Here is a 23794-nt window from a genome sequence, read left to right as displayed (position 1 = left end):
GTGCATTCCCTCGAGGCGGGCGATGTGCCGGATAGCGTGCGGAAGCGCTATTATACCGACAAGGCGAAATGGTCGGGCGAACCCGCCTTTTTTACGACGGCGCAAGCGAAGGATCCCGCGTTTCGCGATCAAGGTCGCCGCCTGGTCACGGCGACAGAGAGCCAGGAGGTCGTCAAGGATCTGGTGGCCATCGCACAACACCGCAATTGGGATCGGATTCACGTCACGGGATCGGAAGAATTTCGGCGATCGGTCTGGATCGAGGCCAGTCAAAAGGGGCTGGAGGTACGTGGCTACAAGCCCAACGATCGCGATCTCCAGGAGCTTGACCGGCTGCGCGGAGAGACGAGCCGCAATACGATTGCGCCCATGGCAGCCCGCGACGTCGATGTCGTCCGTGGTTCAACTGGGACGGGCCGCGAGAGCGACGCCAGTGGTTTGGAACGGCCGGGTGCGCGGCGCGGCGATCGTGGCACCACGCAGAATGATCGCGCGGCCGACAGCCAGATGCGCGTGATAGAGGCAGTGATCCGACGGACGTTGTTCGACAATCCCGAGGCGGTTGCGCGGGTGATGACAGTTGCCCGCACACAGCTCGATGCGCATATCGCGGCGGGACGCAATATCCGACCGGCAATGGTCAAGGACGCCTCCCCCAGCGTCAGGCAGGATGTGGTTCGCGGCCGTGACCCAGCTACGCCCCCCATCCGTCGTCCCGGTCGCGAGCCCAAGCCCCAGGAACGCAGCCGCTCTCGGTGACTGAGAATCAGTCTTTTGTGCCGTAGCCCCTCTGCGACAAACGGGTCCGGCGATCGCCTCTTAGTTTAAGAACAGGCAAATTTGTTCGGCTTGGACGAACATTTATCGTGATTGGTAAACCACCAGCGGTGCAACTTGAACCTGTCGGATATACTATGCGCGCGAACCGTCCCATATAGCGCGGCAATCTTGCCAGATAATATAATTACTGTTATATCGACCGTGCCGAACATCGCTCAACGAGGCTCAAATTGCGCGAAGGATATAATCTCAAGACGCTTGGACCTCGGGCCGCCCAGCTGATCGTCGAACTTAACGAACGCCGTCAGCCGATCTTTTCGCTCGCTGACGTCACGGAGATCACAGGTCTGAGCCCGTCATCGGCACGCAGTCTCGTCGCGAACACCGAAGCGCGCGGCATCGTCACGCGCCTCAAGCCCGGCCTTTACAATCTGGTGCCCTTCGAGCGGGGCCGCGACACCGAGCATGTGAGCGATCCCTACCTCATCGCAAGAACGCTGGTTGGCGACGCTGACTACTTCATCTCTCACGGGAGCGCCCTCGAACTGCACCGCATGGTCACCCAACCGCAGTTGGCCATCATCGTCTCCTGCGCCAAACGGCTGCGCCCGCAGCACATTCACGGGTATGAGTTCCGCTTCGTCGACGTCAAACCGCAGGATTTCTTCGGCATAACCGAGATCTGGATTACGTCCGAAGAGCGGGTCCGGGTCAGCGATCCCGAGCGAACCATCATCGATGGTCTCGACCATCCGCAATATGTCGGTGGCGTCACAGAGGTCGCCAAGGGACTCTGGATGAAGCGCGACACGCTGCGGGTCGAACTGATGATCGACTATGCGCTTCACCTCGGCGTTGGCGCGGTCATCCGCCGCCTAGGCTATCTGCTGGAATTTTACGGGCTGGCCGACGCAGCCGCATTGGAGCCATTGCGCGCGCGGCTGACCCCGACCTACCAGCGTCTCGATCCGTTGTTTCCCAATGAGGGCCGGATGCTGGCACGATGGCGCATCCGACTCAACGTCGAGCCCGACGAACTCGATATAATCCGGAGCAGTTGATGATCCCCCAGCGCGATCTTTCCCGTATCGCCAACGGCCTTCTCAAGCCGCGCGGCCGCCGCGTGCCTGAGGCGGTGATCGAACGCGACTACTGCCTGGCCTGGTTCCTGACCGGTCTGGCCCAGCATCCTTTGCGCGAATTTCTCGCCTTCAAGGGCGGGACGGCACTGCGCCGCTGCTGGTTCGAAAATTACCGCTTCTCCGAAGATCTCGATTTCTCGCTGATCAAGCCGATCGAGCTGGACACTATCCTCTCCGGCCTGGACGAGATCTTTGCCATCGTCGAGGCAGCGTCAGGTATCAACATGGCCTATGACAGGCCCGACCGGCATGGTCATCAGAACACCCACACCTTCTATCTGAGCTACAAAGGCCCCCTGCCCGCGCGCAGCGACGTGAAAGTCGATATCACGATCAATGAGGTGTTTTGCTTTCCGTTGGCCGATCGCCCGATCCTCCGGACCTTCGAGGAATTTGCTGACCTGCCGGAAGGGCCGACCATCCTGGCCTACAGCCTGGCAGAGATATTCGTCGAGAAACTTGCGGCCCTTTCAGACAAGGCCCGCACCGAGCCACGAGATCTCTACGACCTGTGGAATCTGCTCGAGGAGCGGGACATCCGACCGGCGGAATATCTCGCCGAGTTCAGCCAGAAGCTCGCCCTTCGGGAACGCATGCCCAACGGCATAGCCGCCGCAATCGCCGCCAAAGAGAAGCGTCTGAGCACACTGTGGACTGGACGGTTGCAGCAGCAGATGAGCGATCTGCCACCATTCGAAGGGGTATTTCGCGAGGTTATGCGCGTTCTACGCGATGCCGATTTACCAGAATAGGCTCGGATACCTATGCCGTGCTACTCATATCAGTCTGAATAGCGGCGAGCGGAGAAATGGCGTTCAACAAAAACCAACATTTCGTACCGAAGGTTCATCTGCGGCCGTTCAGCCTCGACGGCGAGAATCTGGCGATCAGTCTGATCAATCTGCGCCAGATGAAGCCCATCCCGAATGCCCCGGTTAAAAACCAGTGTTCGAGCGACTATTTCTACGGACGAGACCCAAAGCTCGAGAGTGCGATAAATTTCGTCGAGAACAATTATGGCGAAGTGGTCCGGCTGCTTGAGGATGGCCACCCAACCGTCGATGGCCGAGTAAACATCGTGCTGAAGCGCTTTGCCTATCTCCAGTATCTTAGAACTGAATCCGCTTCACGAGCCGCGAGCGAAATGGTTCTGGCGCTGCAGGACGTGCCGGGCTCCGACATCCCGATGCCGCCGATGCGAGAGGCTATATTGGCAGCCGTGCAGGCAGCGATGCTGCACTTCAATGAGACCATGAAGATCGTCGATGATCTGAAACTTTGCTTGGTCCGCAATCACACGGATATGCCCTTCGTTACGTCGGACAACCCCGCGATCCTGACCAACCGACTGCATCTCCAACGCCGGCACAAGGCATTGAATGGCTTCGGAGTGAAATCGGCCGGCGCGATTTTCGTCTTGCCGCTGAACTCGCAGCTTTGCGGGATCCTATATGACGGCGCCGTCTACAGCTACGATGGGCGCGAGCGCTGGATCGACGCAGCGAAGCCTGCCGATATCGCAGCGCTCAACGCCTTGCAGGTCCTTGGCTGCGCCTCGAACGTCTATTTCCGAGATTGGGACCGCAGAGAGGACCATCTTGCGGCCGCGAAACTCGTCGTGGATCGACGCCCCTCAAGCCGCCACACCGTCACGCACCTTGTGCTTGAGGAGACCAATGACTGGGGGGAATATTATTCGGTAAAGCCGATAACGGACATCCGGAACGGCGAAAAGGCGATGGTCCACGTCAAGACCAATCACCCCTGCCCTGCCTCATGGCCATCATTTTTGCGATTCCGGGCAAACGCTGGCGCCTATTCGAACAACACGGGCGCCGGCCTCACGCGCGAGTGGTGCTTGGCGGCTGGTTTTGTGCGCGGCGACAGATATCGCAAGGTGTCGGTCTAACCCATTCACGGCGTTCTCCTTTGCTGTGCGAAGTAGGACAGAGAGGAGGCTTTGAAAGACAGCCGATGAAAAACTGCGGTGACTGAAGGCCAGCGCGAAGACCAAACGGAAGGAAATAGCTTTGCGAAAATAGTAGGTTTGAAAATGGGACTAAGACGCAACAATCCCGTGGGATCGTGACATGATCGGGGTCATGCGCTAATCTCCGCTGACCATCTGTTCGATCGCGAGGTTCGCTTGGCCGAAGATTCAGAGGCCGCGACTTCCAGCGGCGAAATTTTTCCCGGTGATGGCATTTCGGTCATCGACGAAAGGCAACTCATTCGGATCGAGGCAGTCCACCGCGGCTTCCTCTATCAGCACCTGTATTGCGCGGCATGCCTGCTGCTTGCGGGAGCAGCCGGGGTGGAGCGGATCGTCGTCGAAGGCGACGAAGACATTGAGATCGTCCTGCCCGACCGGCGGATCTATGTTCAGGTCAAGACGCGTAACGGTAAACTCGCTGCGGGCGACATTTCGGGCGCACTGGAGCGTTTCGAGGAAATCAGGGAGGAGCATCGCAAGGGAGCTCGTCCGGGCAACCCGAGTTTCGTGATCGCTTCCAATGCTGCGCCGAACGATCCCTTGGAAAAGCAGATTGCCACGTCCGATTGGCCGGAAGATGTCGAGTTGCACTGGCCCGACGGTCCTGAGCCGACCCGGTCTTGCTTGCCCTGTCCGCCACGCGATCTTGCTGACGCCATATCGGTCTGCTCGGAACTCGCGGGCCAGCTCCCGTTCGCGCTGCTACGGCCCGAGACACTGACCTGGAAGCTGGCGAGCCTCGTCATGCTCGCATCGGCTGGATCGCCACCACGCAAGGATCACAGCTTCTCACGGGCAGAACTGCCCGGCCTGTTCGAGCAGCTTGTCGTTCAGATGCAGGAGTTGCCAGCACCCCCACCAGTCTACCGCGCGCAGATGAACGAGCCAGCGCTGCTGGCAGAGAAGCCAGTCCGCATCATCGCAGGGCTTTCCGGTGCCGGCAAGACAGCCTGGGTCGCAGAAGCCGCGCAGCATGCCCCCCTCCCTGTCACCTATATCGATGTCGTCGAGATGCCCGGTGCTGCGCTTGCCTCTGCCGTCGCGCGTGAAGTCGCCGGGAGGATGTACGGGCGTTCGAGCGGCAAGCTCGGTGAGATTCTGCTGCCGGGCGCCAGTGGTCTCGACATGCTGGGGACCTTGAGCGTCACGCTCGGCCAGGAGGGCCTGCATGCCGACGTTGTCATCGACAACGCCCATCGCATCCCTGCCTCTGACATTGAGGCCATCGTCGGCCGCGCGCCGCACTTGCGTCTGCTGCTCCTCTGCCAGCCTGGCCCATGGATCGCTGCGCTTGAGGCCAGATTCAACATCCAGGCCGAAGCGCTCAACGGCTGGGATGAGGATACGATTGCTGCGGCCGCGCACGATGCTGGCTGCCTTGTGAATTTCGCGGACTGCGAGCGCCTTTCGCGGCTGACGGGCGGCCTGCCCTTCTATGTCCTCAACGCGGCAGCCGTCGCCGCGCGTGACTATGGCGGAGCGATCCGCGCCTTCTGCGAGGATGTAGAGGCACAGACGCACATTGTCGAAACGGCGCAGGAAATTATTCTGAAAAGGGCGTTCGACGGTCTCCCCGCCGACGCGCGCGAAGCCATTGCCCTACTGAGCGTTGCCGATGTCGCCCTCTCCAAGGACGAGGCGACCCAGCTGCTGCAAGAGACGTGTGGTATTGATGCGAAGGGTGCAGCTGCCCGCCTGCGAGCCCTACCCTCTACCGGGGCGCTCGAGCTGTTTGGCATGACGGGCATCAAGATCCACGACGCTGTGAGGATGCTTGGCAAAGCCGAGTTGGCGGCGCGCGGTCCTGACCTTGAGAAGAAGGTGCAAGAGGTTCTTCGCGGCATCATCATTCGCTCAATCCGGCAAGACTGGAGCATCGGAAAGCTCGGCCTTCTCATTCGTCTGTTCGGTCAACTGGGGGATGCGATGATCCTGGTCCAGTTCGCGACTGACGAGCTTTTTCATGAAATGGGCGTCTGGCCTGAGATTGAACCCTACCTGCTGGCGATCGCCGCCGATGTCGATGGTGAAGCCGGAATCCGGCTTTGGGCGCTCGATGGCCTTGTCTTCAACGATCTTCGCACAGGGCAATTCGAGCCCGGCGAGGCCCGTATCGATGCGATGAAAGCTCTTCTCGACGAGTATGATCTCGGTGAGGATGAGTGGCTTGCTTGGGGCATGAAGCGCATGCTGCTCAAGTCCATGGTCGGTGATGCGGCCGGGGTTCAGGAAATGCTTGGGCTCGTCGAAGGCCGGGTGCCCGCCAAGGCCGAGCATATGCGCGTATTCCGCTACAATCGGGCTCTCGCCTTTTTCAAGCTGGGAGACAACACGACAGCCGTCGCCGAAGCGGGCAAGTTGGTGGAAGAATATTACGACGTGCTGGGGTTAACACCAGCGGATGTCATGGGCCGTAATCCACCGCAGCTGCGGCCGCTCCTTCCCAAGGGCTGTGATAATACCGATCAGCTCAAACATCTGGCTGACACGCTCGATCTCCTCGCGCAGGCAGCCGGCCGGAAGAGCCAGCGCTCCACCATGGCACGCATTCATGCGATGAAATTCTACGAACTCGCGCAGGCATACTCATCCTTCGTTCGCGTCGGGATGGACCTGGTCGACGAACTTGTTTGGGTGAATGACTTCGAGTCCGCCCGGTACACCATCGAACGCAACATCTTCCCGGTCATCCAAGCCATCGGCCTCACCTCCGACGTGCTCGAACTGCGAGCGCTCTATGCGGTGGTGCTGGCCTACTGCGGCGATCATCAGGCGGCAACCCATGAGGTCGAGCGCCTTCGTCCCTATGAGGAAGCGATGGATCCCAACCATCGCGCTGCCTTTCAGGACCAGAAGCAGATCATCAGTGATGTCCGGCGCTATGGAGGGCCTCCCCAGCGTCGTGTCGATATTCCTCCGCCGCTCCAAGCGCTGTTCGACCAGCGGAGAGGCGCAACGCCGTCCGTTGAGCAACACAAGAAGGTTGGCCGGAATGAGCGCTGCCCTTGCGGCTCAGGGCAGAAATACAAACGGTGTCACGGTCGCTAGGCCGCAGATCAGCGATGGCTGGAGTTCGGACCGTGGATCTGCGTCACGTTCAGCCTTCCCTTGAGCATGACGCGGCCCGGATCAATGACCCACAGCGATAGGGTGCCCTTGCTGCCCTGCCAGTCTGTCCCCACCCTCATGAAGCCCGACCTTTCAAGGCTATTGCGCATGGTGTTGCTGTCGGTCGTGGCGAAAGCGGGTTCATGGATTGCCGCGGCAATCGCCTCGACGAGATCGCCAGAGAGCATTTGGCCGCGCCGATCTCTATGGACGACGACATATCCAAGCTCGGGTGCCTCCTCGAAGCCGGCGATCGATGCACCCGCGTTGGCGAACCGGCCTTGGCGATAGCGCCGCAGCGGTACCTTGAGAGCGCCGGCGCCAACGATGCGGCCCCTCTCACCTTCGCGCAGCAGGGCCATAATTCTGGTCCGACGAAGCCTCGGCATGATGTCCTCGACGCTGCCCTGAATGGCACCGCCTGCTTTGACGAGTTCGGCGACCGCACGCTGGTCAGCAAGGCTCAGATCAGCAAAACTGCCGAACCAGCGCGCCAGCCCGCTCCCGGCTTCGGGAACGCCGCTCATCAGTTGGTCGGCCGATAATAGATGGCGTCGAGCATGGCGGCGCGCGCGTCCCAGAGCTCGGTGTCGCGCCCGGTGGGCCGCTCGGCCGTGTACCAGGGCGCCTGCCTGATGGACTCGATCACGCGGCCCCAATAGTTTTCGAGCTTGATCGTCGTCGGCGCGAAGGAGAGCGCCTCGGCGAGGCCCGGGGTGTTGCCACCGTTCACGCAGACGAAGACATCGGGTCGCTTCATGGCGAGCAACCGGGTGGCCGGTGCCAGCCGCGCCACTCGGGAGGATTTCGAAAAGGCGGCCGTGAAGGCCGCGACGTAGTCGTTGAACTGTGCCTCGGTCACGTCACCACGGCGCGGGATCGCATCGAGCGCGGCGGCAAGTGCGCCGTCTTCGAGACCGATCAGCTCGGCAAAGGTGCCGGCACCGCCCATCGAGCCGAACCAGCCCCAGTCAAGATCGGCCAGACCCACGGCTTCGGCCTCATTCTTGCCGAGTACCCCAGCGATGCCCTTGGCCTCGGCAGCCGAGACCTTCGCGAAGGAGGGAGTGCGCGAGAAGATCTGCTGGATGGCCCGCACGAGCTTCATGCGCTTCTCGAAGTCATGATATTCATCGCGACGGGCGAGCTTCACGAATTCGGGCCATTCCATCGTGGCGAGCGGCGAGTTGACCCGTGCCCACTCTTTGCGATCGTCCGGCAGGATCGGACTCTTCGGCCTCGGCTTGCCTGCAGCCGCCTTGGCCTGGCGCCTGTAGCTCTCGGCAAGCTCCGGCGTGATGGGGAGGCGGAGCGGCGCGTAGGCTTTGATCTGGCTGCGGACCTGTACGAAGAAAGGATTGTCGGTCGCTCCCTTCGCATGCACACCGGCCTCGAAATTCGGGCCCAGCCCGCCCTTGGTGAAGTTGGCACTGCCGACGATCGCCTCCGCCTTGTCCCCCGTCTCGAAGTAAAAGATCTTAGGATGGAAGCAGCCCAGGCGATTCTTCGCGACATAGGCGTTGGGAACATCAACGAGGCAATCGACGAGCGCGGCCTCGGTTGCAGAGAAGTCGACACCCAGGAGAACGGACTCGAACTTTTCGCTATGGGCAAGGAGCGTCTGAGCGACTTCCGTGATGCCGCCCCAGGCAACCGCAATCGAAATACTGTCATGCTTGCGAATGAGCGCTGAAAGTTTGCGCGCCGTCGATGCCGCATTCACCAGAGATATTTTCATGCCTCGCCTTTTGCCCCGATTCCCTTGAGGATTGACTTAGCGAGCTCACTGCGGCGCGCATAGCGTTTCACCGCATCACGAGCGGCAATGCCTTTACTAAAGTCACTTTCTAACGATCGCGGTCCCGAGGCTTTCGTTCAATCGGCATCGGCGTTTGGCCTTCACCAACATCTCCATCGGCTTCGCGAGAACGACTGCCCACCGAACCCTCCGCCCGATCGGCGATCATGATCTCCCGCGCCCGCTCCAATCGCCGCGACACCGCCGCCGGCATATCGGCCACAAACACGGCGATATCCTTGGCCAGCGCGCGATCCTCGGCCTTCCCGGTCGCCGCCAGCGCGGACGCGGCATCTGCGTAGGCCCCCCGGATCTGCTTCTGTCGGCCCAGCGCCAACACATCCTCCACCCGACGCTCCGGATTCTGTGATCGTGCAAACTCCTGCGCGCGCTCTTCGATCAGCCGATTGAGTTCCAACTCCCTCCCCTGCCCCGCTGTCCGGGCCTCCAGATGGTGCGCCGGCGAACGCACCCGCTTCTGCACATGGCCGCGCGCGCGGCGCGGCGTCGCTTCGGCGGAAATGCCGCGCTGGCGCAATTCATGGGCGAAGCTCTCACGCCAATGATGGAGGTCGGCCTTGCGCGGATTAAACCGAGTCCCATCGGCACCCTGGGTCGCAACGGTCAGATGAACATGGGGGTGAGCGGTGTCGGTGTGGAGCGCCACCATATAGCTGAATTGCCCTTCGAACTCGACGCGCGCGAACGCCTGGACGGCATCATGGATAGTCGCGGCATCGGTCGTACCGCCGGGCATCGACAAGACCATCGACATCGAGGTCGGCCGGTCCTTGCCATGATGATTCATCGCCTCATCGAGCATGTCCCAGTCGGCGGCAATCGCCTTCAACCGCTTTTCATCGGTGATGATCTCGCCCTCGCTGCTGCGGACTTCGAGCTTCCCGTGCCGCGAGATATAGCCGAAATGCTCGGCAAGATGCCTGGCGCCACGCTGCTTACCGGAGATCTTGACCATGACCTCAGGGGCCTTGCGCACGATCCGCTCGAGCTTGGCCCGCGCCTCGGCAGGCGACAGCACCGGCGCAGCATTGCTCCCGCCCCTGCCCTTGCCGCCCGAACGGATCCGTAGTGTCCCCCCGCGCAGGCTGCGCTTGCCTCCGGTCGGCGGTCGCCAGGCTTCCATCAGGCTGGGAAGCGGCAGGACGCCGTCGTCATCCTCATTCATCAGCCGTATCCCAATAGGCCATGTCACCCTTGAGAGCGCGGCCAAGCACGCGCAACTGATCGGCCACCTCATCCCGGAAGGAAGCGACCCGCGCGGCCTCGCGCGCCAGGTCGAGACGCGAGTCCACCATGGTTGCGGCATGCAGGGCATGGACCGCCTGGTTGAGATTGATGCCGATCCGGTTGAGCTCGCGCCAGGACTGCGCGATCACCACCCGGTCTGCGCGCGGCGGCGGCGACGTCGCGTGCAACCGTCGGCGCAACAGCATCACCAACCACTCGGTCCGTTTGAGGCCACGCGCATCAGCCGCCGCATCGAGCTGGACAATATCCTCGCGCAGGAGCCGAAGGTGCAGCCGGTCAGTCGTGCGCGTCCGAGGCGGTGCCGTCGCGGCCCCGGCGTCTTCAAGCGCACCGTCGATCAGCTTGCGCAGGAGCGCTGAGCGACCGCCGGCCGCAGTCGCCTTAGCATCGAAGCGCGCCGCGAGATCATCGGGCAGACGGACGTTGAAGACGGCCATGTCCGCAAGACTATTGTCATACATTGACGGCGCCAAGCCTATCCGGCCCTCACCTAACACCACTCATCTGATAGTCTGCTTGAACAGACTCCGGCCCTCTTCACGCCAAGCGTTCCAACCTGACCTGGCATCTCCAGAAAGAAGAATGCCCGAACGAAACAATCCCCTCTGTCCTGGAAAAATGAAGACAGCCGCACCCCTGAAGAAGGGGCGCGGCTGTCAAAATTATCTGAAAAGCTCGATCGTTTCTACGCGGAGTAAGGGGGTGAGTGGGTGCAAGCCCTGCCCTTCCGATGGCCTACCCCACGGCAATGTCCGCAACGGACGCCTCGATCTCCTCGCCGTCGTCGAACATCACCCGGACCCGCTCGGGCAGGACCAGACGTCCTGTCCGTCCGTCCACCGTCACCCGAACCGCATCAAGGGGCTGGGGCTGCGAAGAAAACTCCGTGCCGAACATCGAACGCAGGCCGACACCGGCACGAACTGGTCGGCTCGGTGCAGCGCGCTCGGTGCCCTGCGCGTTCGAGAACGCGGGCACGTTGCGCAAACCGGCGTCGGGCAGAGTCTCGGATGCCTTGAGTCCCGCGATAAACCGGCCGCCTTCAGCCAGGGTCACGCTCTCATCGCCAAGCCCCCCGACATAGGCGCGCACCGCGTCGCCATGAACGCGGGCAGCCCGGTGCAGGTCGTAGAGCAACCGGATCGGCATCTGGTCGATCGCGGCACGCAGCCAGGGCGCCATGTCGGCACAGGCGGCATAGAGCGATACGAACTGCTTCGAGCGGCCGAGCGCGCGGGCGATCTCCGCCTGGGTGACGCCGGCACCCAGCATCCGTTCGATCCCGGTCGCCAGATCATGGGGGGTCAGACCCGCGCGCTGGTCATTCTCGACGATCTGATCGGCGAGCGTGTCGGCGCGGTTCACCACCGCTATCACGATCGCCGGGATGGTCTCGCGCCCGGCAAGGCGCGATGCCCGAAAGCGCCGCTCACCGACGCGAATGACGTGAAGGCCGTCACCATTTTTCGGGGCGACGATGATCGGCTGCAGGACGCCGCGCGCGGCGATCGAGGCAGCAAGATCCTTGAGTTCCGTCTCGTCGAACACGCGCCGCGGATTTTCGGGATCGGCCATGATCCAGTCGAGCGGCAGATCCTCGACGCGCCGAGCGCTGTCGTGTAGACCGACAAGCAGTCCGAACTCTTCGGCGCGCTGATCGAACTTGCCCATCACGCCGCACTCAGAGGGCGAACGTCCATCCGGCGAACGATCTCCGCCAGGATCGGCCGGATTTCGTCCGCAGCCGCCTTTGCGCCGCTGCCGGTTTCGCGCCAGACCGGATGATGCTGTTCGGCCGAATGCTTGTAGGTCGGCCGCGCCTTGATGAAGGCAGGAAACATCAGTTTCTCGCCAACCGCGCGGGCGAGCTTGACCGCATTGTCCATTTCGCGTCGGTCGAAAGGATTGACCATAGAGGGCAACAGCCCGAGAAAATCAACCTTGCGCCCGCCTCGCGCGCCCTCCGCCTTTTTGAGCGCGGTAAGTAGCATCTTGGCGCATTCGATCGAATCCTCGGCGACCTGAACCGGCGCGATCACTGCGTCGGCTACCGCCATCGCACTCAAGGTCAGCTCGTCCCATTTGGGTCCGGTGTCGATGACAACATGGTCGAAATGGGCACCAAGCGCAGGGAACCGGCCAAGGAAATCGCGGACATCCGCGGCCGCCTTGACCATCTGCAGGCGCGGATCGGCAGCGAAGACCGTGATGCCGGGCGCATCGGTAAGCTCGAGCCGCGCCTCGGGATCGAACAGGTCCGCCGAAAACCACCCGGTTCGCTCGCTGGCAAGCCGGCGTGTGGAACTGCCCTGCGGATCAAGGTCGAGAAAGGCGACGCGATTGCCGCTTGGTTCAGCCAGATACCAGGCGAGATGCGTGGCGAGAAAGGTCTTGCCGACCCCGCCCTTGAGCAGGCTGACGACGATCGTCTTCATGGGCACAGCGCCTTCACGATTCATAATCGTGGGGACCATCGCGCAGATTGCGCTCATAATGGTCGCGCGACGACCAATCGCCACCGCCGCCGATGCCCGGGCCGACATAGCGAAACAGGTAAACGGTGATCGCGAAGCAGACGAATGCGAATACGAACGCATGGTCGGGATGGCGGGAAAAATAGTCGGCCACGACGGGTCTCCTTGGCATGTTCCAGGGACACCGATTTGTCCCCGCACCGCGCTGCAAGACGCGGCCCCTCAAGCCGCGCAGCCTCCCCTCTCGTGCCGGAGAGCAAGGTCCAATGGACGTCAGGCGGCACCGCCGACAGTCTGCTCAAGCAGACTTTTCGGCCATCCCCCCGATCAGGGGGATGGCTGGACTCGACATTGAGCGTGGGAAGTTTCGTCAACCCAGCGGCGCCAGCAAGGCGGGCGCGAAGCGATCAGCGCTGCGAACGGGTACGTCAGTCAGCGGTCTCGTGAAGACGCCACTGGTGGACCAGCGCCACGATTTTGTCCTCGTAACCGAGTTGGTCGGGGTAGATCGCGCCGTGATGACCGCCCAGATAGACGAACACGACGGCCATGTCGGCGGCGACCGCATGGTCGACGCCGAACAGGTCAGCGAGATCGAACCCGCCATTGTCCTGCGCATTCCACCAGGCGAGCAGGAAGTTGGCGGCGCGGCGCGCTTGCCCGGTATCGGACGCGGCGAGGTCGAAAAGCCGGTCGAGGGCTTGGATGACAGGCTCGCTCATCTGCGAATCCTTTCAGTAAAAGGGTGGCCCCGACAGGGTCGGGGCCATGATAGCTCAATATTCGTGGGTGAGAAGCAGTGTCAGCACGCGGGTGGTGATGTTTGGGTCTGTTGGATCGGGCGATCCGTGGGTCAGTGCCCGATCATAATAGTCGATCTTCCAGTACAGGACTTCGCCCGCGAACTCGAAGCGACCGAAATCACGCTCCCCATGCGGATCGACGTCGGGACCAAAGGCGTCATAGTCGCACACCGTGCGCAGCAGTTCAGCGCGGCGCTGGAACCCGCGAAACAGGCTGATATCGCCGATCAGGTCGGCGACCCCGGCGGTCATGACCACCTGGTTGACGCCCGGGTTATGGATGGACTGGCGCAGGGCATCATTGAGCCGCGCGATGGTCGCGATGCGCTGGTCTGCGGATAGAACTTTGTCATTCTGGGGGTCGGCCATGACGTTTGACTTTCCAAGCTGTGTCAGACCCCGCCGATCGGGGCCTTCCGACAGGCGACCGGACCGCCGGGGCATAGCGCGCCCGCGCACCCGACAGGGTCGCAACGGATGTGGAGAAGCCCGGTACCGGGCTTGCGCTGGCAAGTGCCGCGGCGAGGACGCCAAGCCAGGAAGGGACCGTCGGTGCGGTGGTGAAAGGATATTTGGAACGTCATGGCCGACTTTTCGGACGTGCTGCTGGACGCGCGACCAAGGTCTTCGCTATCCTTTCGATCATGACAGACACCGCCCGGATCATTACCCTTTGGCCACGCTGGACATCGAGCGTCGGCGCGATGCAGCGGCTGCAGATCCAGGTTCGCACCCAGTGCCGCCGCTGCGGCGCCCTGATGCGCGCCGATCTGGTCGAGCTTGTGGCTCGCTATGGCGGGAATGCCTCGTTGATCGATCGGCAGGAGCGATGCCGAATGGTCGCCTGCGATGGCGCGACCTTCTATCTTGCGGCCCGGCGCTATGATGGACCGTGGCGCATCCTGCTCGATGACGCGGCGCTCCGCGATGGCCTTAACCTATGCCCGCCAGCGCATCTCGCCCTTGGTAGACCAGCCCCTGTCGCCAATGCCGCAGGCCTGCCCACTCCAGGGCGCTGTTGACGGCCTGCCCACGGCAGGGATCGTCACCCGCATGGGCCGAGACCCGGCACGGGGCTCGGGGCGTTTCGCCTAGAGCCCGGTCCGGCGCAGCCGGAGCCGCCCTGACCGCTCAGGCATCTTTGGAATCAGCGAGATCACCGAACAGACGAAGCAATATCTCGTCCAAAGTGGCGACCTTTTCGAACCTGGTTATCCGGACCTTGCGATGGTTAGGCCGCTCATTCTTCTCCCCTTCTGCTGTCCCCTTGCTATGTTTTGCGACGGCGAACGCACTGATGTCCGACAGGGGCTCGCCCGGTGCTGCTCCGAACCACAGATAATGATCGAAGAGGAGATCCGGCGTCACCACGATCCAGAGGACGCATCCGCTCGGCTTGCCCATCAGCTTGAGGCTGATCTTGACCTCATCGGTCTTGCCGCCGACGATTTTGGTCTTGAACTGGATATGGCGTGTTACGCGACCGCGGGCCATGACCAGATCATAGCCGCCTGCGTCGAATTCAGAGCGTAGCACCTCAACGTCTGTCACACCCAGTTGCCAGAGCCGACGCAGCGCTGCACCGACAAAGACATGCTCGACGATGCGCTCCCGCAGGGTCGAGTGAATGAAGTGCGGGTTCGCTTCCTCGGTAAGATCGTCCAATCGGCACTCGCACAATATGGGCGGGGGCGGAGGCCCCCGCCAGAAGGTTTCAGCTGAACGGATCATATTCGTTGATGACGACCACGTCGCCGTCGAATTCGTCGGCGGTGATGACGGCGAAGTGGTTGCCGATACCGATGACCATCGTGGCGATCATGAGGGTCCTGGAGAGGCCGAGCGCATTCAGGCGGGCGATCTTGATGTCGGTGAACATGTCGAGGCTCCTTGAAAGCCGGCGGGTTCATCCCCGCTCGACTGGCGCCCGAAGTGTTCGGTGGGTGGCCGCGATCACTTTTTGCCGCAGGCCAAAAGCCGTAGCGAAGCGACCGGACCCTTTACGGGTTGATCGCATTAGGCCGCACGCCGGACCAAGGATTGCGCCTCAAAGAGCGGGGTGAAGCTGTCGGCCGGAAGAGGTCATGGCCCCACCGGACGGATATCACCGGTTGCTTGTGTCTTCCTCATGTGAGACATATATCTGCATCAGATGAGACAGGAGCAGCAGATGGCGAGCCAGCCCGTGACGATCGAGACCCTGCTTGGCGTTGCGCCCCGGAAGGGCGACACGCGCCTGGGGCTGAGCTATTCGATTCTCGAAGGGCTGCCGGTCGGCGCGCTCGACCATCTCGCCGATACCGTCGCGCCGGGCGACAGCCGCTTCAAGTTCCGCCTGATTTCCAAGGCGACGCTTGATCGCCGCAAGAAGTCGGCATCCAAGCGCCTGACCAGCGAGGAAGGCGACAAGCTGGCGCGGATCGCCAAGGTGTTCAGCTTCGCGCTCGATATCTATAAGGATCCTGCCAAGGTCCGCGATTTTCTCGGCCGCGCGCACCCCATGCTCGACAACAAGCCGCCGCTCGACGTGGCGCTGGCGACGGGTCCGGGAGCCGATGTCGTCATCAACCTGCTGGGACGGGCGGCCTATGGCGGCGGGGCGTGAGCGCCCAGATCACCGACCGCGTGCTGACCTGCTTTCGGATCGGCGATCCCGATGGCGCGCATCCGATCTATGACAGCGAGGGCGCTCGGCTCTATCCGGGACGGTGGAACACCGCGGCCAGCCCGATCATCTACACGTCAGAACATTATTCGACGGCGATGCTGGAAAAGCTCGTCCACGCGAACACGGTGATGCCGCCCAACCAGCATTATATCCGCATCACCATCCCCAACGGCGTCAGCTACGAAGTCTTCCCGACCGCGAAATTCTCCGGGTGGGACTGCAAGCGCGAAGACATCTGCAAGGCCTTTGGCGAGTCCTGGTTCACCGCGCAACGCTCGGCGCTGTTGCTGGTGCCTTCGATCCCGGCGCGGGTGGAACGCAACATCCTGATCAATCCCGCACATCCCGACGCGCAAGCAATCAGCTTCGATCTGCCCGAACCAATCTGGTGGGATGACCGGCTCTACGGCTGATCCTGCCTGACCGGCATATTTGGATTAGACCTTCCAAATTGCCCTATTCGCCGACAGCTCGTCCGACGGGGTTAAGCAACTGCGGAACCACCGTGACGATCTGGCCGATCGCGAAGGGCTTGGCGATCAGCACGCTGTTGGGGACGCCGTGTGATGTCCAGACAATCATGCTCGGCGTTACCCAGGCCCCTATATGGGTGACTCACTGGATATCGACACTTGATAGATGTTCGTTCTTTGTTCTATTCTGTGGCCATGCTCCGAGTCGATGAAGATAGCCTGGCCCTCCATCTCGAGGTGTCGCTCGCAACGGCCGAACCGGCCCTCGTCACCGATATTGGGTGTGGCGATACCGTTGCACGACGCCGTGCAACGGCGGAGTTGGCGCGACACCTGGCAGTGCGTTTGCGCTGCTACGATATCCTCGCTGACGAGCCCGCTGCGAGGTCGGATACGTTGCCGCTCTTCCCTGAAGGATGACGCCCGCCACGTTTCGGATTGAGCGCTGATGCTCGCTGTATTTCTGCTTGCCGTCGCGGTCGTGCCCAACGGCCAGTTGTTCGCTTGCACACCCGTCAGGGTCTGGGACGGCGATGGCCCGATCTGGTGCCGCGAGGGACCACGGATCCGGCTCGCTGGGATAGCGGCGCGAGAGATCGATGGCTCGTGCCGCACGGGACACCCCTGCCCGCGCGCCAGCGGGATTGTCGCGCGCGACACGCTGGTGCGGTTGCTGGGCGGCGCGAAGGGGCGCAGCGCCACAGGCCATATCCTTGTCAAAGGTCCGACACTCCAATGCCGATCGACTGGTAATGCGAAAGGAGATCGCACCGGTGCCTGGTGCGCCGCGCCAGCGATCGGCGACATCAGCTGCGCCATGATTGCGACCGGCACGGTGCTGCGATGGCGCCGCTATGCGGCGGGCCACTGCCGCTGAGAGGACGCGGAAGAGCAATATCCTAGCCGCGATCTTCCAGATCCATTTCCTAATCTTTCCTCGATCTCGAAGCGTGCTGCGGAAAACAGCAAAAAGGCCCGGCGGCATGAGCCGCCGGGCCTTCGCCGGCCTCAGAAGGGAATTTCGTCGTCATCGACCGAGCTGTCATTGCCGCCCTGGTCGCCGCTCGCAGCCTTGGCGCGGGTGAGGAAGGTCACCTCGTCGGCGATGATCTCGGTGCCGTAACGCTTGATGTCGTCCTGATCAGTCCAGCTCGTATAGTGGATCCGGCCGCGGACCATCACCTTCATGCCCTTGGTGACATAGTCCTCCACCGTCTTGCCGACCCCGTTGAAGCAGGTGATCCGGTGCCATTCGGTGTCCTCGACGCGGTAGCCGTCGCGATCCTTGATGACCTTGCCGTCGCTGTCACGCTTGGGCCGCGAGGTCGCAAGGCTGAAGTGGGTGATTTTGGTGCCGCCCTGCGTGGTGCGGGCTTCCGGGGTGGCGCCGACGTGGCCGGCGAGGATGACGATGTTCTGCATGTCGAGGTTTCCTTATCTGTCGGCCGAAGGATGATCCCTTCGACTGATCCCCGAAAAAGGCGGCCAGGACGGTGCCTCCACCGAGAGGCGCGCAAGCGCCGGAGGGGAAACCCCGAGACAAGGGGTGGTGCGGGCAGCCGTGGTACACGGCAACTCGGCCCGAAGGTTCGCGGGTTGGAGGCGGCGGACGGCCGACTTAGGGGTCAGATCAAAAGGAGGGATTATCTCTTCGTGCTGACACGAGACTCCAGGAAACCGTGCAGAACACACCGCTCTTCCAGCCAATGTCCCTGGCCGCCCCACCGTTCCCGCGGCGGTGCCATGATCGCCTCTGCCTTTTGCGTCACTGTCCAGACGCATCCGCAGGTCACGTCACAAGCCTGACGATCACCGCGTCGAGGACACCGGATGGCTCCTGCCTGTCCAAGGCACGGCGGCAAGACCTGACCAGTATACGGCTTGATGCATGAAGGTGATGGTTCAGGCCCGTGCCGTACGCGCGCGCGCTCCGGAAAACCTCAAGCCTGCGACGCCGAGCATACCGGGAGGCCTTCATCCTGCGATCGCCATGCAGTGAACGCGCAAGGACAATCAGGGTACCGAAGACCCGCGCGTCTCCGCTGAAGCCGGGTCGGCCATGTTGACCGCCGGTGCCGCAAAAGGATCGACCAGCTTATGTATAGGCTGGGCGCGCCCCATCCAGGGCTTGGGCTGGATGCACCGGACCCAGTCGGCAAAGCTCGGGATGAAGCCGAGATCCTCGAGCACATGCTGCTCGCCGACCAGACGGACGGGTACGACCCGGCCCGAGGACACGGTGATCGTCGCGCCAAAGAAGCGCTCCAGCATGAAGACGCCCTCGGCATGATGGCGCAGCGCCCGGTGCCGATAATCGGCGGTGATCGCCTTGGATTCGTCGAACCACTGGTGGAGCGGCAGATAGTCTTCCGGCGAGCCGCCCCATTTACGGACCGACGAAAGCGCGTGGTGATAGCAATGTCCCATCTCGCCCTCCTCACCACTGATGTTCGTAGGATTCGACCGCGACGTAGCGATCATTGTGGTCGAGGCTGATCGTCCCGGCGGCGACGTCGAACCGGAACTCGCCATAGGCACCGTCATTATTTTCCCACCCCGCATGGGTAGCCGTCAGCAGATCGAAGGCCAGGCTCTCGATCGCATCGGCGATCGGTGTTGTTTCGGACCTGGTATCCATACCGTCGGCAAGGGGGATGATCATGGCCACGTCCACGCCCGGCAGATCGGCGGGCGCGTCACCAGCAAAGGCCTCGACACTTTCGATCTGCCCGGAATCGCCGCCGCCATCGAACTGGACCAGCACACTGGATATTCCCGCAGCTGCAAGCACCTCGAACAGGCAAGCCTTGTTCACAGCGACGAGCGACGCGCTTTTGGCTTCGAAAGCGGCATGTCGCGCCATGACGATGTTCCAGTCTATGGGCGCAAGCGGGGTCGCATCGGGGTGAGCCATGAAAAATCTCCCTCATAATGTTGGATGACAGGCCTCCGATCATCCGAAGGCCACCAACCCCATCGCCACCTTTCCTCTCTCTGACTGGTGCTTCGTGCCGTACAGCGGAGACGGGCACCGCAAAGCGGTGCCCGCTACCGATCAGCGCGCTCGCTGCCTGCGAGCCGGGTCCAGCGATGCCGGAGCCGCTCCCAGCGGACCACGGCGATCGACGATCCGGATGTTCCGCGATTTTGCCTCGATAACGAGGCGTTCGATGACACCATTACCCTGGAAAGCGATGACGAACCGCGGCTTGAGCGAGAGCATCTGCTCGTTTCGGCGAAAGCCCGCGCGGTCACCCAGCTTGCGATCGAGGCCGAAGCGCACCTGCTGGATCCCGTTCTGATCGGCCCAGGAAGCTGCAAGCCGTTCGATACCCTTCATATCGCCGCCATGGACCAGATACATGTCACCAACATGGGCACGCACCTTGTTGAGCGTGGCGAGGAGGTTGTCGGCGAAGGTCTTCATATCCTCGTCGTTCGCGAAGGTCAGCCGGCCACCGGCAAACACGACCGGCGTGCCCTGCGCCATATTGGCGTTCTGCGCCCGCTCGCGGCGCGCGCGCAGGAAGGCATGTCCATCGACGATCCCGGCGGTGACACCGAGCGATATCCGATTGCCGGATGATGGCACCCAGGACCTCCCAGTCTCGCGAATATAGTGCGCGGCCGCGATGTCGCGCATGACCTCGAAGGAGCCAGCGGATTCCTCCACCTTCTTGGCGAGATCAATCTTCTCTTCCAGATTGGCCGTGCTGATTTCGGAGCCATCCTGTTCGGCGAGCAAGAGCCGGATGTCGTCGGTCAGTCGATCGACCAGGCCGTGTTTCTTGGCGGCGGCCCGGTGGAAGAGGTTTACTAGGCCCCAGCCCAGATCTTCGATGTCGCGTTCCAGCGACGTGTTGCCCATCGTCGTGAAGAGATCGCTCCAGATGGCGGTGACGGTTTGCTCCAGGGCCTCAGTCGGCGGCGGTGCCATGCCGCTCAAGTCTTCGGCGCGAGGTTCGAGGTGCCCTAGCTCCAGTGCCGCGAGTGCGGCTGCAAGCGATGTAGACATGATAGCGAGCCTTTCTGTCTGTGCCGGCGGCCTCTCCGCCGGATGCCCATCCTCTGGGCGCGCGCAAAAGAGGCGCTGGCACCGAGGCGCAGCCGAGGGAAACCCGCGAACAAGGGGTGGTGCGGGCAGCCGTGGCACACGGCAACTCGGCCCGCCGTTCGCGGGTTGCCAGCGCCTCGCGGGCGCCCATATGCGGCATCCTCTGGCGGCGAGGTGTTGGCACGGACTGGCTCTAGCTATGATCCTGGTAGCTGCCCTCCATCCGCAAAGGGGGTATCTCTAACTCCGCTGCCGCGAAATGCGCCATCACCGCCGCAAAGCTGCCGAGGCCGCGCACCGTTTCCGCCGAGATCAGGAACTCGTCGTCATCCGATGCGGCAAAGCTGCGAACGCGCATCCCATCGAAGACGACCCGCTTGGGGCCGAATCTACCCGGCGAGCCGCCTGCCCAGCGGGCAAACAGGAGATGATGATCGACACAGAAACGCTCGATTGCCTCGAATTGACCCAGGCACCGTCAAGGTCGGCCAGATAAAGGAAGGTGCCCTGGTCAAGGACGTTGGAATCGAACGGTGTCCCCTCCCAGTCGATGCATGCGCCGTCGCTTTCGATCGCCGCGCAAAATGCAGGAGGGAGGACAGGGGACAGCGCTCCGCCGATGCGGATCGCGACGGCTACGCGATCGGCCATGATGAACTCCGTGACGATAGGGTCGGGTCAGTCTGCCAGCAGGCTGCGGATGATGAGCACGGGCACCGCTCCATCGACAGGCGATCATTGGAGAGCCTGTTCCAATCAGGGGAAACAGGCGCCATCCTCGGTAAAGCTATATTCATTGGCCAGGATGGCCTCATCGACGACGGCATCCGAGAGCTGATACCAATATTCCTGCTCGAGCTGTCGGTAGAGCCAGCGCGCAAGATCACGGAGCAGTTCGATGACCACATCCTCGGCACCCAAGGTCATGATCTGCATCGTGGCACTTTCCCGCTCGACAGCAATCGCCATTGTATATTTGTGATAGTAGCGGCCCTCGTGGCGGATGCCGGCGGTGAGCTGATAGAAATTGCGCCGCTGGATCGCTGCCAGCCCATCGGCGATCCGATGAAGCTCGGCGTCCTGCGGGGCATGTGTCCGGATCGCGCGCGAAGCGCCGGACGCATAGTGATAGCGACCTTCGAAGCAGGCTCCATCGCCTTGGCTGCAGAAGCCGGAATACCAGATGCGGGGCTCCTGACGGGTTCCCCCGCCAAAGAGCCGAACAGGGTGGGTTGCGAGATCGACGCCGAGGATCGCGCAAATCTGTGCGAAATCGTCAAAAGCGAACTCCTGCCACCCGTCATCGGGCGCCGAGCGCCGATACCAATCGCGAGCGTGTTCGGCAGCCGCGCCGGACAATTCGCTCAGCCGATAAACGGTGGTGCTGATAATCTCAGGCATCAGTCCCTCCCGCTTTGCTCGAAAGTTTGGTCGCGGTGCCGAGCCGCAGGGCCAGCGCTTCATCGATGAACTGGGAGGTCGACATCGCATCGATAGAGTCTGCCGTAATCACGAGCGCAGACCCACCGAAGCCGTCCGGGCGCATCTTGGAGCAGTTGAACCCTGTCTCAATCGCGATGAATGTCAGCGTTGGTGAGCGGCGCACGATCTCCTGCAGGATGTCGATCCAGCGATCGTCAAGATCGATCCCCGCCACCGTTTGATCGTCAGGCAACCTGGCTATGGCACCTAACAGCAGATCAGCTGCGACTGACCTCTCGGTGCTGGTGGGGAGTGCCGCCACGATATCGGGCAGTTCGAGGTCGATCATGGAATTCCGGCCGATCTCGGCGAACAGGTAAAGTTCGTCGTTTTCGGTTTCGGACTCGAAGACATTGCACAGGATCAACCGCTCGGCGGCCGTTAGGTCGCCCAAAGGAAGCATCGGCGACACGACGCACTGGGAATAGTAATCAGCCATGCTGATCTCCTGTCTCTGGGGGTCAGGCAGCGGCGGCGAGGCGGATCGCGCCTACATCACCGATGGTGGCGGCAAGCCGACGCGCGAACGCCGGAGCGTCCAGCAATTCGGCGATAGGAGCACGGTGGACCCTGCCAGAGTCCTGGCCGTCACGGCAGCGGTGGAAGGAGAGCTCAAGTCCCGGAACCAGACCGCGCGGTACGACGCGGATGGCAATGTCGACATGGCGCGCCTCAGTCATGCCTTCATCCAGATCTGAGTGGATCACGGTGTTGATCCGGGCATCATCCGGATCGAGGCCGATCGCTGCGAGCAGCCGGGCAAGCGCGCGGCGTGCCTGGTAATGGAACGTGCGCTTGGCCGGCATATCGGTGGTGATATCGTTTCCCGCAATATCGAGCAGGGCTGGCGCTGCGATGACCGCTAAGCGATCTTCGCGGCAGCGGCGCCGAAGATCGGTCAGGCTCGGAGCATCACGGTCGGCGATATCGGCCAGGTTCCGAATGAGGAGCAGGACGGCGGCGTCGCTTGCGAGCGCCTTTCCCGATCGCTGGCAGTCATCGATCGCTGCGTTGAGTGCGTGGAAAGCCGCCGGCAGGGTTTCCAAGCCTGAAGGGCATAGCGCCTGATTATGGCGATAGAGCGTGTCAAAGTGCACAAAGACCTCCTTTTCGAGCGCTATGGTGCGCTCAATAGGCCGAAGGCTCCCTCTCCTCTGACGGCGATGCGGGGTTGATCAGGGTGCTCCGTCGTGAAACCGGCCTAGTTGCGGATCGCACCTGCGAGGACGTCGATCTTGAGGGCAAGGCTTCACCAGCGCACCGGCAGGTCGATGGAGTTCTGGGGGACGCCGAGGTCGAGGAGCATCAGGAGCGTGGCGAGGCTGTCCTTGCCGCCACTGAACTCCATGACGATCCGCCGGTAGGCGGCGAGGTCGGAACGGGAGCCGCGCGCGATCATGCCGCGGCACGGATCTTTTCCTCGGCTGTCTCCGAGGCGGCGAGGCCGGTCGCGCGGAGCAGATAGCCCGCAGCAGATTCGGCTTTTGCCGCAGCCGTCATGATCGCACGGGAATCCTCGCGGAGCACCGCAAGCCACGAGCCGATATACGCCGCGTGATCGTCAATATGGGTGGTGGGGAGGCCAAGATCCGCACCGAGCAGGGCGGATGTCATCTCCGCGACATATCCTGACAGTCCAGCTAAAAGTGGCGGTTGGAAGGTAAAAACCATCGGTGCCTCCAGCACTGCCCAAAACCCCATGGGTCCCCCGAGGCGGGGGTGGGCGGCGAGAACGACCGGAGAGGCCCGC

General features: G+C 62.3%; 31 protein-coding genes. 9 read left to right on the top strand and 22 right to left on the bottom strand.

All coding sequences use genetic code 11. The features are described from left to right. The 5 genes from ENE74_RS16555 (at position 1) to ENE74_RS16535 (ending at position 6963) form a co-directional block, all read left to right on the top strand. Entirely contained in the window at positions 1–759 is a 759-nt protein-coding gene (locus ENE74_RS16555; RefSeq protein ID WP_127691987.1) for an LPD7 domain-containing protein, read from the top strand. 251 nt (positions 760–1010) lie between these two features. Further along, positions 1011–1841, top strand: a complete 831-nt coding sequence (locus ENE74_RS16550; protein ID WP_127691986.1) for a type IV toxin-antitoxin system AbiEi family antitoxin domain-containing protein — start codon at positions 1011–1013, stop codon at positions 1839–1841. Next, the gene (locus ENE74_RS16545) at positions 1841–2674 is read left to right on the top strand and encodes a nucleotidyl transferase AbiEii/AbiGii toxin family protein (RefSeq protein ID WP_127691985.1); all 834 of its coding nucleotides are present in this window, start codon (positions 1841–1843) and stop codon (positions 2672–2674) included. The genes ENE74_RS16550 and ENE74_RS16545 overlap by 1 nt, the downstream gene beginning before the upstream one ends. Before the next feature lie 56 nt (positions 2675–2730). Then, complete coding sequence (locus tag ENE74_RS16540) at positions 2731–3831, top strand: DUF4238 domain-containing protein (RefSeq protein WP_127691984.1); 1101 nt, start codon at positions 2731–2733, stop codon at positions 3829–3831. Between the two features lie 237 nt (positions 3832–4068). Further along, entirely contained in the window at positions 4069–6963 is a 2895-nt protein-coding gene (locus ENE74_RS16535; RefSeq protein ID WP_206517752.1) for an SEC-C metal-binding domain-containing protein, read from the top strand. 8 nt (positions 6964–6971) lie between these two features. Here ENE74_RS16535 and ENE74_RS16530 read toward each other — a convergent pair whose 3' ends face one another. From ENE74_RS16530 to ENE74_RS16490, 9 genes are all read right to left on the bottom strand, one after another. Next, positions 6972–7550, bottom strand: coding sequence for a hypothetical protein (locus tag ENE74_RS16530; protein WP_127691983.1), 579 nt, complete (start codon positions 7548–7550; stop codon positions 6972–6974). Then, positions 7550–8761, bottom strand: a complete 1212-nt coding sequence (locus ENE74_RS16525) for a phospholipase D family protein (RefSeq protein ID WP_127691982.1) — start codon at positions 8759–8761, stop codon at positions 7550–7552. Before ENE74_RS16525 ends, ENE74_RS16530 begins: the two co-directional genes overlap by 1 nt. A 109-nt stretch (positions 8762–8870) precedes the next feature. Continuing rightward, entirely contained in the window at positions 8871–10007 is a 1137-nt protein-coding gene (locus tag ENE74_RS16520) for a relaxase/mobilization nuclease domain-containing protein (RefSeq protein ID WP_241242063.1), read from the bottom strand. Beyond that, positions 10000–10551, bottom strand: a complete 552-nt coding sequence (locus ENE74_RS16515) for a hypothetical protein (RefSeq protein WP_127691981.1) — start codon at positions 10549–10551, stop codon at positions 10000–10002. Before ENE74_RS16515 ends, ENE74_RS16520 begins: the two co-directional genes overlap by 8 nt. 274 nt (positions 10552–10825) lie before the next feature. Beyond that, the gene (locus tag ENE74_RS16510) at positions 10826–11761 is read right to left on the bottom strand and encodes a ParB/RepB/Spo0J family partition protein (protein WP_127692010.1); all 936 of its coding nucleotides are present in this window, start codon (positions 11759–11761) and stop codon (positions 10826–10828) included. Then, positions 11761–12525 (bottom strand): ParA family protein, encoded by a 765-nt coding sequence (locus ENE74_RS16505; protein ID WP_127691980.1) that lies wholly within the window; start codon positions 12523–12525, stop codon positions 11761–11763. The genes ENE74_RS16510 and ENE74_RS16505 overlap by 1 nt, the downstream gene beginning before the upstream one ends. A 13-nt stretch (positions 12526–12538) precedes the next feature. Continuing rightward, positions 12539–12718, bottom strand: a complete 180-nt coding sequence (locus tag ENE74_RS16500) for a hypothetical protein (protein ID WP_066532566.1) — start codon at positions 12716–12718, stop codon at positions 12539–12541. Positions 12719–12992: 274 nt separating this feature from the next. Further along, positions 12993–13286, bottom strand: a complete 294-nt coding sequence (locus ENE74_RS16495; protein WP_127691979.1) for a DUF7673 family protein — start codon at positions 13284–13286, stop codon at positions 12993–12995. Positions 13287–13340: 54 nt separating this feature from the next. Further along, on the bottom strand, positions 13341–13736 hold the full coding sequence (locus ENE74_RS16490; RefSeq protein ID WP_127691978.1) for a DUF3768 domain-containing protein: 396 nt from the start codon (positions 13734–13736) through the stop codon (positions 13341–13343). Between the two features lie 275 nt (positions 13737–14011). On the opposite strand from ENE74_RS16490, the gene ENE74_RS16485 reads away from it, so the two are divergent. Beyond that, positions 14012–14389 (top strand): hypothetical protein, encoded by a 378-nt coding sequence (locus ENE74_RS16485; RefSeq protein WP_127691977.1) that lies wholly within the window; start codon positions 14012–14014, stop codon positions 14387–14389. Between the two features lie 109 nt (positions 14390–14498). On the opposite strand, the gene ENE74_RS16480 is transcribed toward ENE74_RS16485, so the two are convergent. Then, positions 14499–15032: a hypothetical protein gene (locus tag ENE74_RS16480; RefSeq protein WP_127691976.1), complete on the bottom strand. Its 534-nt coding sequence runs from the start codon at positions 15030–15032 to the stop codon at positions 14499–14501. A 49-nt stretch (positions 15033–15081) separates the two neighbouring features. Further along, a complete protein-coding gene (locus ENE74_RS18340) occupies positions 15082–15246 on the bottom strand; it encodes a hypothetical protein (protein ID WP_164847530.1) in 165 nt (54 codons plus the stop codon). A 291-nt stretch (positions 15247–15537) separates the two neighbouring features. Here ENE74_RS18340 and ENE74_RS16475 point away from each other — a divergent pair, with 291 nt between their 5' ends. Further along, positions 15538–15972 (top strand): antitoxin Xre-like helix-turn-helix domain-containing protein, encoded by a 435-nt coding sequence (locus tag ENE74_RS16475; protein ID WP_088184983.1) that lies wholly within the window; start codon positions 15538–15540, stop codon positions 15970–15972. Then, positions 15969–16448, top strand: a complete 480-nt coding sequence (locus ENE74_RS16470) for an RES family NAD+ phosphorylase (protein ID WP_127691975.1) — start codon at positions 15969–15971, stop codon at positions 16446–16448. Before ENE74_RS16475 ends, ENE74_RS16470 begins: the two co-directional genes overlap by 4 nt. 43 nt (positions 16449–16491) lie before the next feature. On the opposite strand, the gene ENE74_RS18680 is transcribed toward ENE74_RS16470, so the two are convergent. Further along, positions 16492–16617, bottom strand: coding sequence for a hypothetical protein (locus ENE74_RS18680; RefSeq protein ID WP_277601386.1), 126 nt, complete (start codon positions 16615–16617; stop codon positions 16492–16494). A gap of 339 nt (positions 16618–16956) precedes the next feature. Here ENE74_RS18680 and ENE74_RS16465 point away from each other — a divergent pair, with 339 nt between their 5' ends. Continuing rightward, the gene (locus ENE74_RS16465) at positions 16957–17385 is read left to right on the top strand and encodes a thermonuclease family protein (RefSeq protein ID WP_127691974.1); all 429 of its coding nucleotides are present in this window, start codon (positions 16957–16959) and stop codon (positions 17383–17385) included. Positions 17386–17516: 131 nt separating this feature from the next. Here ENE74_RS16465 and ENE74_RS16460 read toward each other — a convergent pair whose 3' ends face one another. From ENE74_RS16460 to ENE74_RS16420, 10 genes are all read right to left on the bottom strand, one after another. Further along, positions 17517–17930 carry a single-stranded DNA-binding protein gene (locus tag ENE74_RS16460; RefSeq protein WP_127691973.1) on the bottom strand — a complete coding sequence of 138 codons (414 nt, stop codon included), beginning with the start codon at positions 17928–17930 and terminating at the stop codon, positions 17517–17519. A 591-nt stretch (positions 17931–18521) separates the two neighbouring features. Further along, complete coding sequence (locus ENE74_RS16455; protein WP_127691972.1) at positions 18522–18935, bottom strand: DUF6915 family protein; 414 nt, start codon at positions 18933–18935, stop codon at positions 18522–18524. Between the two features lie 10 nt (positions 18936–18945). Further along, a complete protein-coding gene (locus tag ENE74_RS16450; RefSeq protein ID WP_127691971.1) occupies positions 18946–19422 on the bottom strand; it encodes a DUF6878 family protein in 477 nt (158 codons plus the stop codon). Between the two features lie 141 nt (positions 19423–19563). Continuing rightward, positions 19564–20523, bottom strand: a complete 960-nt coding sequence (locus ENE74_RS16445) for a DUF2493 domain-containing protein (RefSeq protein WP_127692009.1) — start codon at positions 20521–20523, stop codon at positions 19564–19566. Between the two features lie 232 nt (positions 20524–20755). Continuing rightward, positions 20756–20920: a hypothetical protein gene (locus tag ENE74_RS18335; protein ID WP_164847529.1), complete on the bottom strand. Its 165-nt coding sequence runs from the start codon at positions 20918–20920 to the stop codon at positions 20756–20758. A 398-nt stretch (positions 20921–21318) separates the two neighbouring features. Continuing rightward, a complete protein-coding gene (locus ENE74_RS16440; RefSeq protein WP_478403542.1) occupies positions 21319–22026 on the bottom strand; it encodes an antitoxin of toxin-antitoxin stability system in 708 nt (235 codons plus the stop codon). Continuing rightward, positions 21956–22483, bottom strand: coding sequence for a hypothetical protein (locus tag ENE74_RS16435; RefSeq protein WP_127691970.1), 528 nt, complete (start codon positions 22481–22483; stop codon positions 21956–21958). The genes ENE74_RS16440 and ENE74_RS16435 overlap by 71 nt, the downstream gene beginning before the upstream one ends. A 22-nt stretch (positions 22484–22505) precedes the next feature. Beyond that, on the bottom strand, positions 22506–23141 hold the full coding sequence (locus ENE74_RS16430; RefSeq protein ID WP_127691969.1) for a hypothetical protein: 636 nt from the start codon (positions 23139–23141) through the stop codon (positions 22506–22508). A gap of 152 nt (positions 23142–23293) precedes the next feature. Then, a complete protein-coding gene (locus ENE74_RS16425) occupies positions 23294–23443 on the bottom strand; it encodes a hypothetical protein (protein WP_206517751.1) in 150 nt (49 codons plus the stop codon). Beyond that, a partial coding sequence (locus ENE74_RS16420) for a zincin-like metallopeptidase domain-containing protein (protein ID WP_241242062.1) occupies positions 23440–23794 on the bottom strand: 355 nt, incomplete at its 5' end. The genes ENE74_RS16420 and ENE74_RS16425, both read right to left, overlap by 4 nt.

It is taken from the genome of Sphingobium algorifonticola, from assembly GCF_004005485.1.
Taxonomy (GTDB): domain Bacteria; phylum Pseudomonadota; class Alphaproteobacteria; order Sphingomonadales; family Sphingomonadaceae; genus Sphingobium; species Sphingobium algorifonticola.
Note: the sequence above shows the minus strand (reverse complement) of the source record. Positions and strands in the feature narration are given on the sequence as shown.

Bases quoted from the DNA above. Each gene is read 5' to 3' on its own strand.
- ENE74_RS16435 (WP_127691970.1), bottom strand. From the start codon at position 22,483: ATGGCTGATTACTATTCCCAGTGCGTCGTGTCGCCGATGCTTCCTTTG.
- ENE74_RS16540 (WP_127691984.1), top strand. From the start codon at position 2,731: ATGGCGTTCAACAAAAACCAACATTTCGTACCGAAGGTTCATCTGCGG.
- ENE74_RS16455 (WP_127691972.1), bottom strand. From the start codon at position 18,935: ATGGGACATTGCTATCACCACGCGCTTTCGTCGGTCCGTAAATGGGGC.
- ENE74_RS16515 (WP_127691981.1), bottom strand. From the start codon at position 10,551: ATGTATGACAATAGTCTTGCGGACATGGCCGTCTTCAACGTCCGTCTG.
- ENE74_RS16545 (WP_127691985.1), top strand. From the start codon at position 1,841: ATGATCCCCCAGCGCGATCTTTCCCGTATCGCCAACGGCCTTCTCAAG.
- ENE74_RS16505 (WP_127691980.1), bottom strand. From the start codon at position 12,525: ATGAAGACGATCGTCGTCAGCCTGCTCAAGGGCGGGGTCGGCAAGACC.
- ENE74_RS16485 (WP_127691977.1), top strand. From the start codon at position 14,012: ATGACAGACACCGCCCGGATCATTACCCTTTGGCCACGCTGGACATCG.
- ENE74_RS16460 (WP_127691973.1), bottom strand. From the start codon at position 17,930: ATGCAGAACATCGTCATCCTCGCCGGCCACGTCGGCGCCACCCCGGAA.
- ENE74_RS16445 (WP_127692009.1), bottom strand. From the start codon at position 20,523: ATGTCTACATCGCTTGCAGCCGCACTCGCGGCACTGGAGCTAGGGCAC.
- ENE74_RS16490 (WP_127691978.1), bottom strand. From the start codon at position 13,736: ATGGCCGACCCCCAGAATGACAAAGTTCTATCCGCAGACCAGCGCATC.
- ENE74_RS16425 (WP_206517751.1), bottom strand. From the start codon at position 23,443: ATGATCGCGCGCGGCTCCCGTTCCGACCTCGCCGCCTACCGGCGGATC.
- ENE74_RS18335 (WP_164847529.1), bottom strand. From the start codon at position 20,920: ATGCGCGTTCGCAGCTTTGCCGCATCGGATGACGACGAGTTCCTGATC.
- ENE74_RS16440 (WP_478403542.1), bottom strand. From the start codon at position 22,026: ATGAAGCGCTGGCCCTGCGGCTCGGCACCGCGACCAAACTTTCGAGCA.
- ENE74_RS16525 (WP_127691982.1), bottom strand. From the start codon at position 8,761: ATGAAAATATCTCTGGTGAATGCGGCATCGACGGCGCGCAAACTTTCA.
- ENE74_RS18340 (WP_164847530.1), bottom strand. From the start codon at position 15,246: ATGTTCACCGACATCAAGATCGCCCGCCTGAATGCGCTCGGCCTCTCC.
- ENE74_RS16510 (WP_127692010.1), bottom strand. From the start codon at position 11,761: ATGGGCAAGTTCGATCAGCGCGCCGAAGAGTTCGGACTGCTTGTCGGT.
- ENE74_RS18680 (WP_277601386.1), bottom strand. From the start codon at position 16,617: ATGATTGTCTGGACATCACACGGCGTCCCCAACAGCGTGCTGATCGCC.
- ENE74_RS16530 (WP_127691983.1), bottom strand. From the start codon at position 7,550: ATGAGCGGCGTTCCCGAAGCCGGGAGCGGGCTGGCGCGCTGGTTCGGC.
- ENE74_RS16475 (WP_088184983.1), top strand. From the start codon at position 15,538: ATGGCGAGCCAGCCCGTGACGATCGAGACCCTGCTTGGCGTTGCGCCC.
- ENE74_RS16465 (WP_127691974.1), top strand. From the start codon at position 16,957: ATGCTCGCTGTATTTCTGCTTGCCGTCGCGGTCGTGCCCAACGGCCAG.
- ENE74_RS16520 (WP_241242063.1), bottom strand. From the start codon at position 10,007: ATGAATGAGGATGACGACGGCGTCCTGCCGCTTCCCAGCCTGATGGAA.
- ENE74_RS16450 (WP_127691971.1), bottom strand. From the start codon at position 19,422: ATGGCTCACCCCGATGCGACCCCGCTTGCGCCCATAGACTGGAACATC.
- ENE74_RS16495 (WP_127691979.1), bottom strand. From the start codon at position 13,286: ATGAGCGAGCCTGTCATCCAAGCCCTCGACCGGCTTTTCGACCTCGCC.